This is a genomic window from Flavobacterium sp. FlaQc-30, from assembly GCF_044005885.1.
Lineage (GTDB): Bacteria > Bacteroidota > Bacteroidia > Flavobacteriales > Flavobacteriaceae > Flavobacterium.
In genome coordinates, this window is sequence record NZ_JBIPCO010000003.1 from 121,796 (window position 1) to 138,013 (window position 16,218).

Here is a 16,218-nt window from a genome sequence, read left to right on the forward strand (position 1 = left end):
TAATTAAAGATAAATTTGTCTTTTATAATAAAATTAGATAATTTTGTATGGAATTAATTAATGAGATATGTTTTCAAAAGCGTGTGAGTACGGAATTAGGGCTTCTATTTTTATTGCAACGAAATCTACAAAGGGAATAAGGGTTGGAATAAAGGATGTGGCAAAGGAAATTGACTCTCCGGAACCGTTTACGGCTAAGATTATGCAGATTTTGACTAAAAGCGGAATAATTCATTCGGCTAAAGGAGTTGGGGGAGGATTTGAAGTTTCGAATGAGGCATTAAAAACAATAAAATTAATTCAGATTGTAGATGCCATTGATGGGGATAAAATTTATAGAGGCTGCGGTATTGGATTAAAAGAATGTTCTGAAGAGCATCCGTGTCCAGTTCATCATGATTTTAAAAAGATTAGAGGCTTGCTTTTAGAGATGTTGACTAAAACTACTCTCGAACAGCTGGCATTAGGAGTAAAATCAGGAGACTTTTTTTTAAAGACATTGAATATAAACGATTAATATTAAATAAATACCTATAAAAAATGAATACAAAAACCAAAATTTCACTATTGATCCTAATGGGATTTTTAACAATAACTTCTTGCGGTAAAAAAGAAACTGCACCAGTTGAAGAGCAAACAGAAACTTCAACAGAAGGAGAAGCTGCTCCAGTAACTTCAACTGCAGAAAATGTATTAGTTATTGAAGGAAACGACCAAATGCAGTTTAGCACCAATGAATTGAAAGCAGTTGCAGGAAAACCAATAACGCTTACTTTAAAACATGTTGGTAAAATCCCAAAAGAAGCAATGGGACATAATCTAGTTATTCTTCAAGAAGGTACAGATCAAGCGGCTTTTGCTTTGAAAGCGAATGATGCTAAAGCAACTGATTTTATTCCAGAATCTGAAAAAGCTTCAATTATTGCTCACACTAAATTATTAGGAGGAGGAGAAGAGGATACAATTGAGTTTACAATTGATAAAAAAGGATCATATCCATTTATCTGCTCTTTCCCTGGTCACGTGGCTATGATGAAAGGTGTATTGATTGTTGAGTAAATAACCAAAACTCCGAATCCATTAAACAAGATTTGGAGTTTTTTTAAAAACAAATAAAAGATAAAAATGTCTTTTATTGAATTGAAAAGAAATGAAAAGAGAAAAAAAATTGTGGATAGTCTTTATTTTAGTAATGGCTATATCGTTTTCTGTATTAGGTTATTACGGCTACGAAATTTATCAACAAGCTCCACCGGTACCAAAAGAGATTGTTTCTGATGGCGGTAAAGTTATTTTTTCTGAAGAAGAAATTAAGGACGGACAAAATATATGGCAGAGTATAGGCGGACAGGAAGTTGGCTCAATTTGGGGTCACGGTGCTTATGTTGCGCCAGATTGGACGGCAGATTGGCTGCATCGCGAGGCAGTTTTTATACTGGATAAATTTGCCCAACAAGACTTTAATAAAAAGTTTGATGAACTTGATGAGGAAAAACAATCGGCCTTAAAAGTTCGTTTGCAAAAAGATGTACGAACTAATCGATATGATCCCAATACAGGAGTTCTTACTATATCTGAAAACCGTGTTGCGGCAATTGAAGGTTTGAGCGAATATTATAAAGGTCTTTTTACCAATGATCCAAAATTCGATAAACTGAGAGAGGAATATGCAATTCCTAAAAACTCTATTAAAGATGAAGAGAAAATGCATAAAATGAATGCGTTTTTCTTCTGGGCAACATGGGCAACGGTTACAAATCGTCCTGATGCGGATATTTCGTATACGCACAATTGGCCGGCAGATGAATTAGTAGGCAATAAAGCAACAAAAGAACTTTTAGCTTGGTCTGGTGTTAGTATCATCTTATTGATTTTAAGTGTTGGTATTTTAGTGTTTTATCATGCAAAATCAGGTGAAGAGGAAGAATTTCCGCTTCCAAAAGAAGATCCAATCATTAAACAAGGTAAAACTCCATCAATGGGGTTGGTTACAAAATATTTCTGGATCGTTAGTTTGTTAATGATTTTACAAATGGTGTTCGGGATAATAACGGCTCATTATGGTGTTGAAGGAAATGGTTTGTACGGTATTCCAATCGATCAAATTTTACCTTATGCCGTAACAAGAACATGGCATACACAATTGGCTATTTTCTGGATCGCAACAGCTTGGCTGGCAACTGGACTGTATATTGCGCCAGCAGTTTCAGGTAAAGATCCTAAATTTCAATGTTTTGGAGTAAACTTCTTATTCGTTGCTTTATTGATAATTGTTTTGGGTTCAATGGCTGGACAATGGTTTGGTGTAATGCAGAAACTGAATTTAGTACAAAACTTCTGGTTTGGTCATCAAGGTTATGAATATGTTGATTTAGGTCGTTTTTGGCAGATTTTCCTTTTGGTTGGATTATTTTTATGGCTTGCTTTAATGATTCGTCCATTAATACCAGTTTTAAAGAAAAAAACAGAAGAAAAAAATCTAATCATTTTATTCCTAGTTTCTTGTACTGCAATTGCAATGTTTTATGGAGCTGGTTTAATGTGGGGAAGACAAACCAATCTGGCTATTGCTGAATATTGGAGATGGTGGGTTGTTCACCTTTGGGTTGAAGGATTCTTTGAAGTATTTGCAACGGTGGTTATTGCTTTCTTGTTTGTTCGCCTAGGATTATTGAAAACTAAAACGGCAACATTGAATGTTTTGTTTGCAACGATTATTTTCATGTCAGGAGGTATTTTGGGAACTTTTCACCATTTGTACTTCTCAGGAACTCCAACCGCAATTATGGCATTAGGAGCTACTTTCAGCGCATTAGAAGTTGTGCCTTTAACTTTAATTGGATTTGAAGCGTATCAAAACTATAAAATTTCAAAATCAACACAATGGATTGCTGATTACAAATGGCCGATTTATTTTATGATTTCTGTAGCATTTTGGAATTTTCTAGGAGCTGGAATTTTCGGATTTATTATCAATCCTCCAATCGCACTTTATTATGTACAAGGTTTAAATACTACGCCATTACACGGACATACCGCTTTGTTTGGGGTTTATGGAATGCTAGGAATAGGTTTAGTATTATTTGTATTGAGAAGTTTATATAGAAATGTAAACTGGAATACTAAACTGCTTAAAATTACTTTTTGGAGCTTAAATATTGGTTTGTTCTTGATGGCAATATTGAGTTTACTTCCAATTGGAGTTTGGCAGGCAATCGAAAGTATTGATCACGGTATGTGGTATGCTCGTTCTTCTGAGTTAATGCAGCAACCGGCAATGATTACCTTAAAATGGCTTCGTGCAATAGGAGATTCTATATTCGGAATCGGATTTATAACAATGGCTTGGTTTGTATTTGACCTGACCTTAAAAAATAAAAACAAATAAAAATTAAAAATTGATTATCATGGAAAATTTAAAAAATAAAACAATCGGATCTTTTGTAGCTCAGGATTTTAGAACAGCTGCAGTATTTTCAAAATATAGAATTGATTTTTGCTGTAAAGGAAACAGAACAGTTACTGAAGTATGCGAAAAACAAAAAATAGATTCTGATGCTTTACTGCAAAGTGTTTATGAGGTTTTACAATCTGAAAATAATGGTTCGATAGACTTTAATTCTTGGCCTTTAGATTTATTGGCAGATTATATTGAGAAAACACATCATCGTTATGTAGAAGAAAAATCGCAGACTCTTCTGGCATTTTTAGATAAATTATGCAAAGTACACGGAGCAAACCATCCTGAGTTATTTAGAATAAATGAGTTGTTTATAGGTTGTGCAGGAGAATTGTCTCAGCATATGAAAAAAGAGGAATTAGTTTTATTCCCTTTTGTAAAGAGAATGGTTAAAACAAAAGAATCTGATGGAGTTTTATCACAGCCTTCGTTTGGTACTGTATCAAACCCAATTGCAATGATGATGCATGAACATGACAATGAAGGAGAACGTTTTAGAGAAATTGCGAGTCTGACAAATAATTATACACCTCCTGCAGATGCTTGTACAACGTACAGAGTAACTTTTGCAATGCTTAAAGAGTTTGAGGAAGATTTACATAAACATATTCATTTAGAGAATAATATCTTGTTTCCCAAAGCTGTTGCTCTGGAGAAAGAATTTGTTGAAGTAGAATAACGATTAAATTTTAATAGTCGAAAACACCGATAAATGTCAAAGTATTGAGTATTATCGGTGTTTTTTATGGCAACTATTTACTACTTTTAATATTCTTAAAATGGAATTTTTTAAAATGTATTCTCAAAAAAACTGGATTATTTGCTGCTTTTTTAATTTCTTGATTGCTTGTGTTTTCGGGTTGTTAATGCGGTATGTATATCTTTTTCCTTTAGACTTTATAAACTATAGTTTTCTGCTTCATGCACATTCTCATGTGGCAATGCTGGGCTGGGTTTATATGATGGTTTATGTTTTAATTGTACACTTTTTTATTCCGAAAGAAAAAAGTGAGAAGCCTATTTATGGCCGTTTGTTTTGGTGTACCGAAATTGCGGTTATCGGAATGATGGTTACTTTTCCTGTTAAGGGTTATGCCTTGTTTTCGATCATTTTTTCGACAATGCATATTTTATTGAGTTATCTTTTTTGCAGATTGGTTTGGAAAGATAGTTTTAAAGATAAAACTCCTGCCGTCAGATTTTTAAAATCGTCTGTTTTGTTTATGGTTTTGTCTACCTTTGGAGTTTGGTGTTTAGGCCCTGCAGTTAGTACACTTGGCAAACAAAGTGCATTTTATCAAATAGCCATTCAGTTTTTTCTTCATTTTCAGTTTAACGGCTGGTTTTTGTTTGCCGTTTTAGCGTTGTTTCTAAAACAATTTCAACATGCAATTGATAAACGAAAGTTCAAGATGTTTTACTCTCTTTTGATTATTTCTATCTTTTTAACAGTTGCATTTCCTATTCGATGGTTTGTAGAAAATAACATTTTGAATTGGATTAATACTCTTGGAGTTGTATTGCAATTGCTCGCTTTTATTTACTTCTACAAAATGCTTAAACCTCAAATAATCGATTTTAAAGCCAATTTGAATCGAACGGCAACGTTATTTTATAGTTTAGCTTTGTGTTCTTTATTCCTGAAAATCGGGATTCAATTATTGACAATTTTACCAAATATTGCCGAAGTTTCACATCAAATTAGAAATTTTGTAATTGGCTTTATTCACTTAACAACTTTAGGAATTATAACAGGTTTTTTGTTTGGAATATTAGTCCAAAATAAAATGCTTTCAGGTGATTCTTCTGTAATGAAAAATGGAGCAAAGTGTTTTATTTTAGGATATATTGCGACAGAAGTTTTGTTGTTTTTTCAAGGTGGGTTTTTCTTTTTTGGAAAAGGCACGATAGCATTTTATTATCAAAGTATCTTGATATTCAGCTTGCTTCTTGTTTTGGGATTAGTTTTAATGATGACTTCAATAAGAAAAGATCATTCGTAAAATAAAAAAGTCCCAGAGGGGCAATATATTTATAGAATGTTTGTCTGCGACACGTAAAAGCCTCTGCGGAGCAACACATTTTGGAATTGTATTGAATAGGATATATCGCTCCGCTGGAGCTTTAAAACCTGAATATAATATTGTCTATAAATATTTAGCTTCTCCGAAGCTATTGATCAGACAGATATATTTTAATGATAATTTCAATAATAAAAAAACATTCAGATGAGAAGTCCCAGAGGGACGGTATATTTATAGAATGTTCGTCTGCGACATGTAAAAGCCCCAGCAGGGCGACATATATCTAAAGGCTTTATAAACAAAAAACAAGAGCCGATCCATTCCTAAAATCTACTCTTGTTTTTCTACTAATCAACCTATTTACTATTTCTAAATTTTTTCTGCTTCTTGATTTATTGTTGTTATGGTTTTGTCATTGTTTACGCCCAAACCTTCCTGCTGAAATATTAATTCTCCATCTGGATTAAAAACGCTTATAATATTGGAATGCGAAAAATCTATTGGAGAGATCTGCTTGTAATTAACGGCCAAAACTGCGGCAAACTCACGAGTGTTTTCTTCTGATGATCGTAAAAACAACCAGGGATCTTGATTCATTTTATTAGCAATTGCGAAATCTTTTAGTTTTTTTGGAGTGTCAGTTTTGGGATCAATACTCACTAAAATAAGTTTTACATGCTGTTTTGTACTTTTATTAAGTTTCGATTCAATATCTCTCATATCTGCCACTAATCTTGGGCAGGCAGCTTTACAACTGGTGTAAATCATAACCATAACAAGAACGTTTCCTTTTAGACTTTTCAATTCAATATCTTTTCCGTCCTGAGTTGTCCATTTTGAGGGCAAATTGTAAATTGATAAATCACTAATTTCTTTGTTTACAGGTACTGAATCTTTTTTCTTGTCAGACTCTTTACAACTTTGCAAAGAGAATAAGAGAATAAATACAGCGATAATTGTTTTTTTCATTTGAAAGTAATTTAAGTTATCATTTTGGGTTTGTATCGCTGGCACATCTAAAACCTAGATTTCGAGTAGAATACTGTGCTTTAAGACTTCCTCTAAAAGCGTAACGCATAAATGCCGCATAATCCATCAAATCTGTTGCATTTACAGAACCGCTTCCGCAGAATAAATTCTTGTCACTGCTTTTATCTTTTCTTGATTCTCCAGATAAAAAAATGCTGTTAAAATCTGACGTCCATTCCCAAACTAAACCATGCATATCGTAAACTCCCCAATAATTTTTGAAAGTTTTTCCAATTTGATTTTCGTAAGTTCTCGATTTCTCATACCAAGATAAGATGTATTCATTGAATTGTTTTTTAGTTCTGGCATCAACTTTTTTTTCATCGGCCATAGCCACATATTCCCATTCATCCATTGCAGGTAATCGTTTTCCTTGGCATTCGCAGTATTTTTTGGCAGCAAACCAAGAAACACTTGTTACAGGTGATTTAGGATTTGCACTTCCAAAATCAAAATCATTAGTCCAATACGACAAATAACTTTTGTCGGCAAAAATCCCTTTTATTTTAGATTTTGCATACGAAGGATTTTTTTTGACGAAGTTTAAAAACTCACTATTTGTAACAGGATAAATATCCATGTAGAACGATTTTACAACTACAGGTTTTTTGGAGGTGGCTCCGTAAAGAGGGACAAATGAACCCTCTTTTATCGGAACCATTCCAGATTCTTGCGCTTTTAATCCTGTAAGCATCAAGAAAAGAATAAGAATGAAAATGTTTTTTTTCATGCGAAAAATGTTGCTGTTATCTTAGCGCTTTTACCATTTCTGGCGTTACTTCCGTTTTATTATTACCCCAGCTGTTATAGATGTAAGTAAGAACATTTGCTATTTCATCATCAGATAAATTCTGAGCTGGCATTACATTGTTGTATTTTTTGCCATTCACAGTTACCTCACCTGTTAAACCGTGTAAAATAGTATTGATAGAACGTTTTGGATCAGCATTTAAATAATCTGATTTTGCTAGAGGAGGGAAAGTTCCAGGGATTCCTTGTCCTTCAGATTGATGACAGGCAAAACAAGTCGTTCCAAAAATTTCTTTTCCAATATTAATTTTTTCAGCAACGGTACGTTTTGGAATTGCTGTTTTTGCAGCTGAGCTTCCCGGCATTTTCTGAATAGTTCCGCCTTCAGGTAAATAAATACCTTCTTGAATTGTTCCTGAATAAATGTTTTTATTTTCTTTTCCTTCCACTTTCAGCATTCCTAAAGCACCTTTGTTAAAGGCTCTAAAAATAGAGTGGTCAACTAATATAAAAGTTCCCGGAGTTTCAACTTTAAAATCGACAATGGCAGCTCCACCCGCTGGAATTAAGGTTGTTTGTACATTTTTATTGATTGTACTTCCGCCTTCAACATGAACACTGTCGAATATTTCACCAATAACGTGGAAAGAAGAAACTAAGTTAGGACCTCCATTACCAACATATAAACGAACAGTTTCGCCTACTTTAGCAGTCAATTCGCCGCCGTTTGTTAAAGACCCTACTTTTCCATTAAATACTACATAATCTGGAGTTTCTTTTACAGCCTTGTTCATATCAAATGCTTGCAATCCTTTTGCGCCATATTCTCCTTGAGTGTAAAAATCTCCCTGCATAACGTAGTATTCCTTGTCAACAGGAGGAAGTCCGCCTTCAGGTTCCACTAGAATTAAACCATACATACCATTTGCAATATGCATTCCTACCGGAGCAGTAGCACAATGGTAAACATATAAGCCTGGATTAATTACTTTAAAACTAAAAACTTTTTCATGTCCTGGAGCCACAAGTGATGAGGTTGCGCCACCGCCCGGACCAGTTACGGCATGTAAGTCTATATTATGAGGCAGTTTGTTGTCTGGATGATTTTTTAAGTGAAATTCGACTTCATCTCCAACACGTGTTCTAATAAAACTTCCCGGTACAGATCCTCCAAAAGTCCAATACGTATATTTTACGCCATCGGTCATTGTACCTTCTTGTTCTTTAATTTCCATGTTAAGTTTTAGCTTCATAGCAGTTCTGTTTCCAACTGGTTTTGGAACCATAGGAGGGGCAGTAAGTTCTGCATTCATTTCTCCTTCGGTCATGATATCTGCATAGTTTTTAGCTTCTTCTTTTTTACAGCTTCCAAAAAAGAGAGCAATAAAAAGTACGCTTAAAAAGAGACTCATTTTAATCTGAATGGTATGTTTCTTTTCCATAAGTAATTGGTTTTGTTTTCATTTTAAATTTTAATCAAAAATAAAAGACTATTTTGTCTTTTATTATGATAAAAGTCATAGAACGGTTACTAATATTTCGCTTAATTAATTGTAGAATTATCATTTTTTGGTAAAATTATATTAACTCAAAATGGTTATACTATTCAAAAAAAAAGGCAACTATTCGGGGATAAAAAAACAGAAATAAAAAACAGCACTAAAAAACTAAATCAGACTGTTAAAAAAATATAAAAAGAATGCTTTGTGTATCAAATATAAAAAAAATACCAAAAACTACAACATTGATAACTTTGGTTTTTGAGTTTTTTTTTCTTGATTTGCAGAATTCAAATGGGAGCAAATTTATTTATGAATCAAGGCTTTTTTTTAAAATAAAAATAAATGACTGTCTGAATTTTAGAATAATAATGATTATTTTTGCTCGCTGATTAAGTTAAAAATATTACTACACTATATTATGGTAAAAGATTTATTCGAAAGAATTCAAGAAAATAAAGGACCTTTAGGAAAATGGGCTTCTCAAGCAGAAGGTTATTATGTTTTCCCAAAGTTAGAAGGAGAGTTAGGTCCTAGAATGACATTTCACGGAAAAAATATCCTAAACTGGAGTTTAAATGATTATTTAGGTTTAGCAAATCACCCAGAAGTTCGTAAGGCAGATACTGATGCAGCAATTCAATTTGGAGCAGCTTATCCAATGGGAGCTCGTATGATGTCTGGACACACAACTTATCACGAGCAATTAGAAAATGAATTGGCTTCTTTTGTAATGAAAGAATCAGCTTATTTATTAAATTTTGGTTACCAAGGAATGGTTTCTATCATTGATGCATTGGTAACTAAAAATGACATCATTGTTTATGATGTTGATTCGCATGCTTGTATCATTGATGGAGTTCGTTTGCATATGGGTAAACGTTTTACTTACAAGCACAATGATCTTGAAAGTATGGAGAAAAACCTGCAGCGTGCTACAAAAATGGCCGAAGAAACTGGCGGAGGTATTTTATTTATTACTGAAGGTGTTTTTGGAATGCGCGGACAACAAGGTAAATTGAAAGAAATTGTTGCAATGAAGCAAAAATACAATTTCCGTTTATTAGTTGATGATGCACACGGTTTTGGTACTCTTGGTAAAACAGGTGCTGGAGCAGGTGAGGAGCAGGGAGTTCAAGACGATATTGATGTTTACTTCTCTACTTTTGCAAAATCAATGGCTAATATTGGTGCTTTTGTTGCAGCAGATAAAAATATTATTGATTATTTAAAATACAACTTACGTTCGCAAATGTTTGCTAAAGCGCTTCCAATGATCCAAACAATTGGTTCATTGAAACGTTTAGAATTATTGCGTAATTCATCTTCAATCAAAGATAAACTTTGGGAAAATGTAAATGCATTGCAAAACGGACTTAAAGATAAAGGGTTTAATATTGGTGACACAAACACTTGTATTACACCAGTTTATTTAGAAGGAAGTATTCCTGAAGCAATGGTAATGGTAAACGATTTAAGAGAAAATTACGGTATTTTCCTTTCTATTGTTGTTTATCCAGTTATTCCAAAAGGAATTATTTTGTTAAGAATGATTCCAACAGCTTCACATACTTTAGCTGATATCGAAGAAACATTAACTGCATTTGAAGCGATTCGTGAAAAATTAGTTAGCGGAACTTATAAAGAAATTGCAGAGCGTACAACTGTTGACGTTTCGTAGTTAATTTAAAAAATAATGTTTCCTTAAATGGAAATTATGTAAAAAAATCCATTCCGTTATACGAATGGATTTTTTTTATTTGAAGTAACTTTAAATTTGTAATCAGAAAATTAAATAAATAATTATGAAAAAGCTACTTATACTAACGACTCTAATTTTGACTGTTTTAGTTTCTTGTAAAAAAACGGCAGATACAGAACCGGTTCAAATTGCTCCAAACGCTCCAAAAGAGGTTCAAATAGAAGAACCTGCAGGTGATCAATGTTATGCTTTAAGAGCAAATGGCAATGTGATTGAATTGAGTTTTAATGTAAACTCGCACCAAGAGGTAAACGGAAAATTAAATTATAGTATATCTGGAAAAGATAAAAATGAAGGAACTTTGATAGGGAACATGAAAGGCGATACACTTATTGCTGATTATACTTTTACCTCAGAAGGAGTTTCATCTGTGAGAGAAGTTGCATTTCTACAAAAAGACGGAGCGCTAATAGAAGGGTTTGGAGATGTTATTCAAGCTAACGATAAAGTAACTTTTAAGGATAAAACCAAATTGAAGTTTGATCAAAAAAACATATTGACTAAGACAGATTGTAAAGTAGAATAGTAAAATGTTATCGATACAAAAAATCCATTCGTTTATTGCGAATGGATTTTTTTATGTTTTCAAATCAAATATTGATTTTTATAACTAAATACTTTTAAAGGTATTTTAAATATGTTTTTCTTTGACAGTGAATTTTTGGGTCAAAGTTTTTCCATAGTAAATGAATGGCAGTATTTTCTGCTAATTCTGGAGTTCTGATACAATTTACAATTCCTTTTTCAGAGAAAGTTTTAAAATATTCATCAAAAATAATTGCGGTAACTCCTTTGTTTTGGTAATCTGGGTGAACACCAATAAGGTAGAAAACCACGTCTTTACTCTTTTTTCTAGCTTTTAAAAGATGAAGAAAACCAAATGGGAAAAGTTTTCCTTTTGCTTTCTGCAGCGCTTCAGTAAAACTTGGCATAACAATACTAAAAGCGACTAAATTATCATCTTTATCAACCACGAATTTTATGTATTCAGGATTGATAAAACTGATATATTTCTTTTTGAAATACTCTTTTTGAACATCTGAAATTGCCACAAACGAAGCTAATTTGGCATAACTTTCATTAAACAAATCAAACATTTTGTCGACATGCGGCATAATATCCTTTGTTTTAGTGAAATTTAAAGCCCTAAGTTCATAACGTTTTTTGATTAAAGCCTGTGCTTTAAGGAAAAATTCTGGTTTTACATTCGAAAAAGGAAATATGCTTTCGATGTATTCTTTTTCAACCTGAAAACCTAGTTTTTCAAAATGAGTTACATAATACGGATTATTGTACCAAGTAATCATAGTTCCAACTTGATCAAAACCTTCTGTAAGAACACCAACTTTATCTAAATTAGAAAAACCCATTGGGCCTTCGGCATGTTCAAGGTTATGTTTTCTTCCTAATTCATATACTTTTTCGAGTAGCGCTTTTGTAACCTCAATATCATCAATTACATCAAACCATCCAAAACGAACTTTTCTTTTGTGCTGATTGTTTACTTCGGCCCAATTGATAATTGCTGTAATTCTTCCCACAATTTCATTGTTCTTGTAAGCAATATAAAAGTAAGCTTCGGCATTATCAAACGCAGGATTTTTTGTTTTATCAAAAGACTCTAATTCATCAGCAATAATAGGCGGAACCCAATACTGATTGTCTTTGTATAACGAAAACGGAAATTTGATATATTCAGTTAGTTCTTTTTTAGTTTTAGCTTCTTTAATTGTAATCATTAAGGTGGTATTATAAAAAATCTCTTAGTACAGAGAGTTTGGTTATTAAAATTTACTCGTATTTAGCCTTGCGTTTTCTTTCTCTTGCCTGATAGTCTATCTCTTTTTCATTTTCTGGATTCTTTTTAGCTCTTTCATTGTTTTTAACCTCGATTTGTTTTTCTTTATACCAGCCGTCGTAACGCCAAGAAAAACCAACACCGCCATATAAAACAGATGGAGTATTTTTAAAATTAGTGCTTATCGAAGCATCTATCTGCATATTTGGTGATAAAAGATATGCCGCACCGCCGCGAACAATTGCATCGCTATAGAAATCACTTTTGTATCCTTGATTTTCAACAAACCCGGACCATTTAGCATTAAATCCGTGTGTTAAAGTTAATACATAACCATAACTTGGATAATCAGTACCAATATAATCAGCAATAATATTGGTTACAAAAACCCATCTTCCGCCTCCAAATAAGTTTTGTGTAACCAAGGCAACTTTTGGAGAAATCTCGCCATTAGGAGAGAAATAATAAGGATTGTCGGCACCAACAAAATTTGCTCCTGCAAATATCGAAACCGCAGGAATTAGCTCACGCCATTTAAAACTGCGATTGGCTTTATAGCTGTAGATGTTTACTTCGGCTTTATAATTTTTGTAAGGATCGTAAATTAAATATTTAGCCCCTAAAACAGTTTGTCTGAAATTGTTTTTTTTGTAGCTGGTATATGGAGTATCAAAGTTTTCCATTTGATATTGTAAATCAACAATAAATTCTAATTGCTCTAAAAAAGCACCATATCTTAGTGTAAAATCGGTGCCAAAACCACTTGCGTCGTAGTTTAATAAATCGTGTTTTTCTTTAATACCATAAACACCAATTTCTGCTTGAATAACAGATTTTCCAACAGCATAAGCAGACATAGTTTCGCCAGGTCTGTTTGAGTTTATTACATCAGTGTATTGAGCAAAGAAAAATTGTGGTATTAAAAGAATAGATGTAGAAAGTAAGTTTTTAATTTTCAACATAAATGTATTTTTTGATTAAAAAGCTATAACGCATTTCAAATGTACTATATTTTATTATTTATTTAAGATTGATATTTTAATTTTAAACAATGGATTTATTAATTTTGACAAAAATTATACAATTATGCAAGAAGCATCTTTTTCAGGTTTAATAAAAGCTATATGTTATATAATAGCATTTTATTATATTTTTAAATTTTTAGCTAGAATCTTTTTGCCGGTATTGGTAAAAAAAGCAGTTGAAAAGGCAGGAGAAAATTTTCAGAGACAACAACAATATAGTCAAGATAATTCTTGGCAGCAAACTCGTAATACTACAAAAGATGAGATAATCATCGATACCGCTAATGCAAAAAATCCTCGCGAAACCAAAAAGGTTGGGGATTATGTTGATTACGAAGAAATAGATTAAGTTTGTATCCTAAAAAATAGGATTCATCATTTAACCAAACCTGCCAAAATTGAAAATAGTAAATAAGTTCTATCCGCATGCCCTTGTAATTCTGGGTTTTATTCTTGTATCATTAGTTTATTTTTATCCTGTTCTGCAAGGAAAACAGATTTTTCAGTCAGATATTGCTCAATATACCGGAATGGCAAAAGAGCAGAATGACTTCAGGGCTGCTGAACATACAGAACCTTATTGGACAAATTCTGCTTTTGGCGGAATGCCTACTTATCAGTTAGGAGCAAATTATCCTAATGATTTTGTTGGTAAAATTGACGATCTTTTACGTTTTTTACCACGTCCTGCAGATTATCTTTTTCTATATTTCTTTGGGTTTTATGGATTGTTATTGGTTTTAAAAACAGATCCATTAAAAGCTTTTATCGGTGCACTTGCATTCGGATTTTCGACCTATTTAATTATAATTCTTGGAGTTGGTCATAATGCAAAAGCGCATGCAATTGCCTATATGCCCCTTGTTATTGCTGGATTTATACTTGTTTTTCAAAAAAAATATATTTGGGGAGGTCTGCTCACCATGTTTGCGGTTGCATTAGAAGTTAATGCGAATCACTTTCAAATGACCTATTATTTATTGATTTTCTTATTGATACTTTCAGGTTATTTTGCTTTCACTTTTATAAAGAATAAAGAATACAAACCGCTTTTAACTGCGATAGGTACTCTGGCTGTAGCGGGAATTTTTGCTATTGGTGCCAATGCAGCTAATTTAATGGCTACCAGCGAATATGCTAAATTTAGTACTCGTAGTAACAGCGAATTAACTTTTAATCCTGATGGAACTAAAAAGACAAACGAAAATGCTTTAAGTAGAGAATATATTACCGAATATAGTTACGGAATTGCAGAAAGTTTTAATTTAATTGCGCCGAGACTTTTTGGAGGTTCAAACCATGAAAATGTTGGTGTTGACAGTCGTATGTATTCGTTTATGATAGAGCAGGGCGTGCCGGCAAGCCAAGCTGAAGATTTTGTATCAGGTATGCCTGCATATTGGGGAGACCAGCCTATTGTTGCAGCGCCAGCTTATATTGGAGTTGTTGTTTTTTTCTTGGCAGTTTTAGCATTGTTTATTGATGATAGAAAGATAAAATACGTATTTCTTTCAGGAGCATTGGTTTCATTAGTTCTTTCATGGGGAAAAAACGTCTCTTTTCTGACAGACTTTTTTATAGATTATGTTCCCATGTATGATAAGTTTAGAGCAGTATCTTCTATTCAAGTAATTTTAGAATTATGTTTCCCTGTACTTGCAGTAATGGGATTACAATCGTTCTTTAAAGCTAAAGAAGAGCCAAAACTACAGCAAAAAGCTTTAATTCAGACAGGTGTTTTTGGTTTGGGAATCATAGCTATTTTAGTAATTGCAAAAAGTTCTTTTCACTTTACAGGAATGAATGATCAGTACTTTTTAGAAAGTTACGGACCAGCTTTTGTTGATGCTTTGAAGGAAGATAGAATGTCATTATACTCTGCAGATTTACTTCGATCTGGATTTTTTATAGTTGTAACTTTTGGAGTTTTATGGTTATTTATTAAAAATAAATTTTCTCAGACTACAGCTTTAATAATTGTTGCTGTGCTGATGATTTTTGATTTGTTTTTTGTCGATAAAAAATATGTTTCAGCTAAAGATTTTGTGAGCCCTGTACAGATTGCTGCTCCATTTCAGGAAACACCCTCAGATATTGAAATATTAAAGGATACTACACATTACAGAGTTTTTGAAATGAGCGGAAACATGTCAAGTGCAAGAGCTTCTTATTTTCATCATTCTATTGGTGGTTACCATGCTGCAAAACCAAGAAGAATACAACAGTTATTTGATTACCAATTAGCGAATAAAAATAAAAACATGAATTTGGAAATACTTAATATGTTAAATGTTAAGTATGTTATTCAAACAGATAAGCAGGGTAAAGATATTCCAACTCAAAACCCTGATGCAAATGGAAACGCTTGGTTTGTAAGTTCAGTAAAACTTGTAAATAAACCAGACGATGTAATGAAAGCTTTGAATTATATCGATACTAAAAAAGTTGCAGTATTCAATGTTCGTGAGCATGAAGGTAAATTTAGAAACGCCCGATTAAAAAAACAATGGGATACAACTGGAACAATTAAAGTGGTAAAATATAAGCCAAATTATATTAAATACCAATCAGACAGTAAAGGAGATGCTTTGGCTGTTTTCTCTGAAATGTATTATAAAAATGGCTGGAATGCTTATGTTGACGGTCAGTTGACAGATCATTTTCCTGTTGATTATGTTTTAAGAGCTATGGAAGTTCCTGCAGGAAAACATACTATTGAGTTTAAGTTTGAACCTCAAGTTGTAAAAACAGGAGGAATAATTAACTTGGCTAGTTCAATAGGAATGGTGTTGCTTTTAATTGGCGGGATTTATTTTGAAAGAAAAAGTAAGAAAACAGAAAACTAAAACTCTTGTTTGTTTTTAAATTAGG

Annotated in this window: 14 protein-coding genes; 9 read left to right on the top strand and 5 right to left on the bottom strand. The window is 32.8% G+C overall.

Annotated elements, in window-relative coordinates; genetic code table 11:
- The first annotated feature begins 67 nt into the window (after positions 1–67).
- The 5 genes from ACHRV0_RS08550 (at position 68) to ACHRV0_RS08570 (ending at position 5,463) form a co-directional block, all read left to right on the top strand.
- Positions 68–517: an RrF2 family transcriptional regulator gene (locus ACHRV0_RS08550; protein ID WP_395440519.1), complete on the top strand. Its 450-nt coding sequence runs from the start codon at positions 68–70 to the stop codon at positions 515–517.
- 23 nt (positions 518–540) lie between these two features.
- A complete protein-coding gene (azu, locus tag ACHRV0_RS08555) occupies positions 541–1,059 on the top strand; it encodes an azurin (protein ID WP_089055095.1) in 519 nt (172 codons plus the stop codon).
- A gap of 91 nt (positions 1,060–1,150) precedes the next feature.
- Positions 1,151–3,388, top strand: a complete 2,238-nt coding sequence (locus ACHRV0_RS08560; RefSeq protein WP_395440520.1) for a nitric-oxide reductase large subunit — start codon at positions 1,151–1,153, stop codon at positions 3,386–3,388.
- Positions 3,389–3,407: 19 nt separating this feature from the next.
- Positions 3,408–4,139 (top strand): iron-sulfur cluster repair di-iron protein, encoded by a 732-nt coding sequence (gene ric / locus ACHRV0_RS08565; protein WP_089056602.1) that lies wholly within the window; start codon positions 3,408–3,410, stop codon positions 4,137–4,139.
- Between the two features lie 100 nt (positions 4,140–4,239).
- Positions 4,240–5,463: a hypothetical protein gene (locus ACHRV0_RS08570; protein ID WP_395440521.1), complete on the top strand. Its 1,224-nt coding sequence runs from the start codon at positions 4,240–4,242 to the stop codon at positions 5,461–5,463.
- Positions 5,464–5,853: 390 nt separating this feature from the next.
- Here the strand turns inward: ACHRV0_RS08570 and ACHRV0_RS08575 are convergent, their stop codons facing one another.
- From ACHRV0_RS08575 to nirK, 3 genes are read right to left on the bottom strand one after another with little or no spacing between them, the layout of a single operon-like run.
- Positions 5,854–6,453 carry an SCO family protein gene (locus tag ACHRV0_RS08575; RefSeq protein WP_395440522.1) on the bottom strand — a complete coding sequence of 200 codons (600 nt, stop codon included), beginning with the start codon at positions 6,451–6,453 and terminating at the stop codon, positions 5,854–5,856.
- Between the two features lie 19 nt (positions 6,454–6,472).
- Positions 6,473–7,243: a formylglycine-generating enzyme family protein gene (locus ACHRV0_RS08580; RefSeq protein WP_395440523.1), complete on the bottom strand. Its 771-nt coding sequence runs from the start codon at positions 7,241–7,243 to the stop codon at positions 6,473–6,475.
- A gap of 16 nt (positions 7,244–7,259) precedes the next feature.
- Positions 7,260–8,675: a copper-containing nitrite reductase gene (nirK, locus tag ACHRV0_RS08585; RefSeq protein WP_395440777.1), complete on the bottom strand. Its 1,416-nt coding sequence runs from the start codon at positions 8,673–8,675 to the stop codon at positions 7,260–7,262.
- Positions 8,676–9,183: 508 nt separating this feature from the next.
- Here nirK and ACHRV0_RS08590 point away from each other — a divergent pair.
- Together ACHRV0_RS08590 and ACHRV0_RS08595 are read left to right on the top strand one after the other, a co-directional pair.
- Entirely contained in the window at positions 9,184–10,443 is a 1,260-nt protein-coding gene (locus tag ACHRV0_RS08590; RefSeq protein WP_089056606.1) for an aminotransferase class I/II-fold pyridoxal phosphate-dependent enzyme, read from the top strand.
- Between the two features lie 124 nt (positions 10,444–10,567).
- The gene (locus ACHRV0_RS08595) at positions 10,568–11,050 is read left to right on the top strand and encodes a hypothetical protein (protein ID WP_395440524.1); all 483 of its coding nucleotides are present in this window, start codon (positions 10,568–10,570) and stop codon (positions 11,048–11,050) included.
- 94 nt (positions 11,051–11,144) lie between these two features.
- Here ACHRV0_RS08595 and ACHRV0_RS08600 read toward each other — a convergent pair whose 3' ends face one another.
- Together ACHRV0_RS08600 and ACHRV0_RS08605 are read right to left on the bottom strand one after the other, a co-directional pair.
- Positions 11,145–12,263 carry a GTP cyclohydrolase gene (locus ACHRV0_RS08600; RefSeq protein ID WP_395440525.1) on the bottom strand — a complete coding sequence of 373 codons (1,119 nt, stop codon included), beginning with the start codon at positions 12,261–12,263 and terminating at the stop codon, positions 11,145–11,147.
- Positions 12,264–12,315: 52 nt separating this feature from the next.
- Positions 12,316–13,284: a transporter gene (locus ACHRV0_RS08605; RefSeq protein ID WP_395440526.1), complete on the bottom strand. Its 969-nt coding sequence runs from the start codon at positions 13,282–13,284 to the stop codon at positions 12,316–12,318.
- Between the two features lie 124 nt (positions 13,285–13,408).
- Here ACHRV0_RS08605 and ACHRV0_RS08610 point away from each other — a divergent pair, with 124 nt between their 5' ends.
- Both ACHRV0_RS08610 and ACHRV0_RS08615 read left to right on the top strand, forming a co-directional pair.
- The gene (locus tag ACHRV0_RS08610; RefSeq protein ID WP_089055084.1) at positions 13,409–13,696 is read left to right on the top strand and encodes a DUF4834 family protein; all 288 of its coding nucleotides are present in this window, start codon (positions 13,409–13,411) and stop codon (positions 13,694–13,696) included.
- A gap of 49 nt (positions 13,697–13,745) precedes the next feature.
- Positions 13,746–16,193, top strand: coding sequence for a YfhO family protein (locus ACHRV0_RS08615; RefSeq protein WP_395440527.1), 2,448 nt, complete (start codon positions 13,746–13,748; stop codon positions 16,191–16,193).
- The last annotated feature ends 25 nt before the right edge of the window (positions 16,194–16,218 follow it).

Bases quoted from the DNA above. Each gene is read 5' to 3' on its own strand.
- ACHRV0_RS08550 (WP_395440519.1), top strand. From the start codon at position 68: ATGTTTTCAAAAGCGTGTGAGTACGGAATTAGGGCTTCTATTTTTATT.
- azu (WP_089055095.1), top strand. From the start codon at position 541: ATGAATACAAAAACCAAAATTTCACTATTGATCCTAATGGGATTTTTA.
- ACHRV0_RS08560 (WP_395440520.1), top strand. From the start codon at position 1,151: ATGAAAAGAGAAAAAAAATTGTGGATAGTCTTTATTTTAGTAATGGCT.
- ric (WP_089056602.1), top strand. From the start codon at position 3,408: ATGGAAAATTTAAAAAATAAAACAATCGGATCTTTTGTAGCTCAGGAT.
- ACHRV0_RS08570 (WP_395440521.1), top strand. From the start codon at position 4,240: ATGGAATTTTTTAAAATGTATTCTCAAAAAAACTGGATTATTTGCTGC.
- ACHRV0_RS08575 (WP_395440522.1), bottom strand. From the start codon at position 6,453: ATGAAAAAAACAATTATCGCTGTATTTATTCTCTTATTCTCTTTGCAA.
- ACHRV0_RS08580 (WP_395440523.1), bottom strand. From the start codon at position 7,243: ATGAAAAAAAACATTTTCATTCTTATTCTTTTCTTGATGCTTACAGGA.
- nirK (WP_395440777.1), bottom strand. From the start codon at position 8,675: ATGAGTCTCTTTTTAAGCGTACTTTTTATTGCTCTCTTTTTTGGAAGC.
- ACHRV0_RS08590 (WP_089056606.1), top strand. From the start codon at position 9,184: ATGGTAAAAGATTTATTCGAAAGAATTCAAGAAAATAAAGGACCTTTA.
- ACHRV0_RS08595 (WP_395440524.1), top strand. From the start codon at position 10,568: ATGAAAAAGCTACTTATACTAACGACTCTAATTTTGACTGTTTTAGTT.
- ACHRV0_RS08600 (WP_395440525.1), bottom strand. From the start codon at position 12,263: ATGATTACAATTAAAGAAGCTAAAACTAAAAAAGAACTAACTGAATAT.
- ACHRV0_RS08605 (WP_395440526.1), bottom strand. From the start codon at position 13,284: ATGTTGAAAATTAAAAACTTACTTTCTACATCTATTCTTTTAATACCA.
- ACHRV0_RS08610 (WP_089055084.1), top strand. From the start codon at position 13,409: ATGCAAGAAGCATCTTTTTCAGGTTTAATAAAAGCTATATGTTATATA.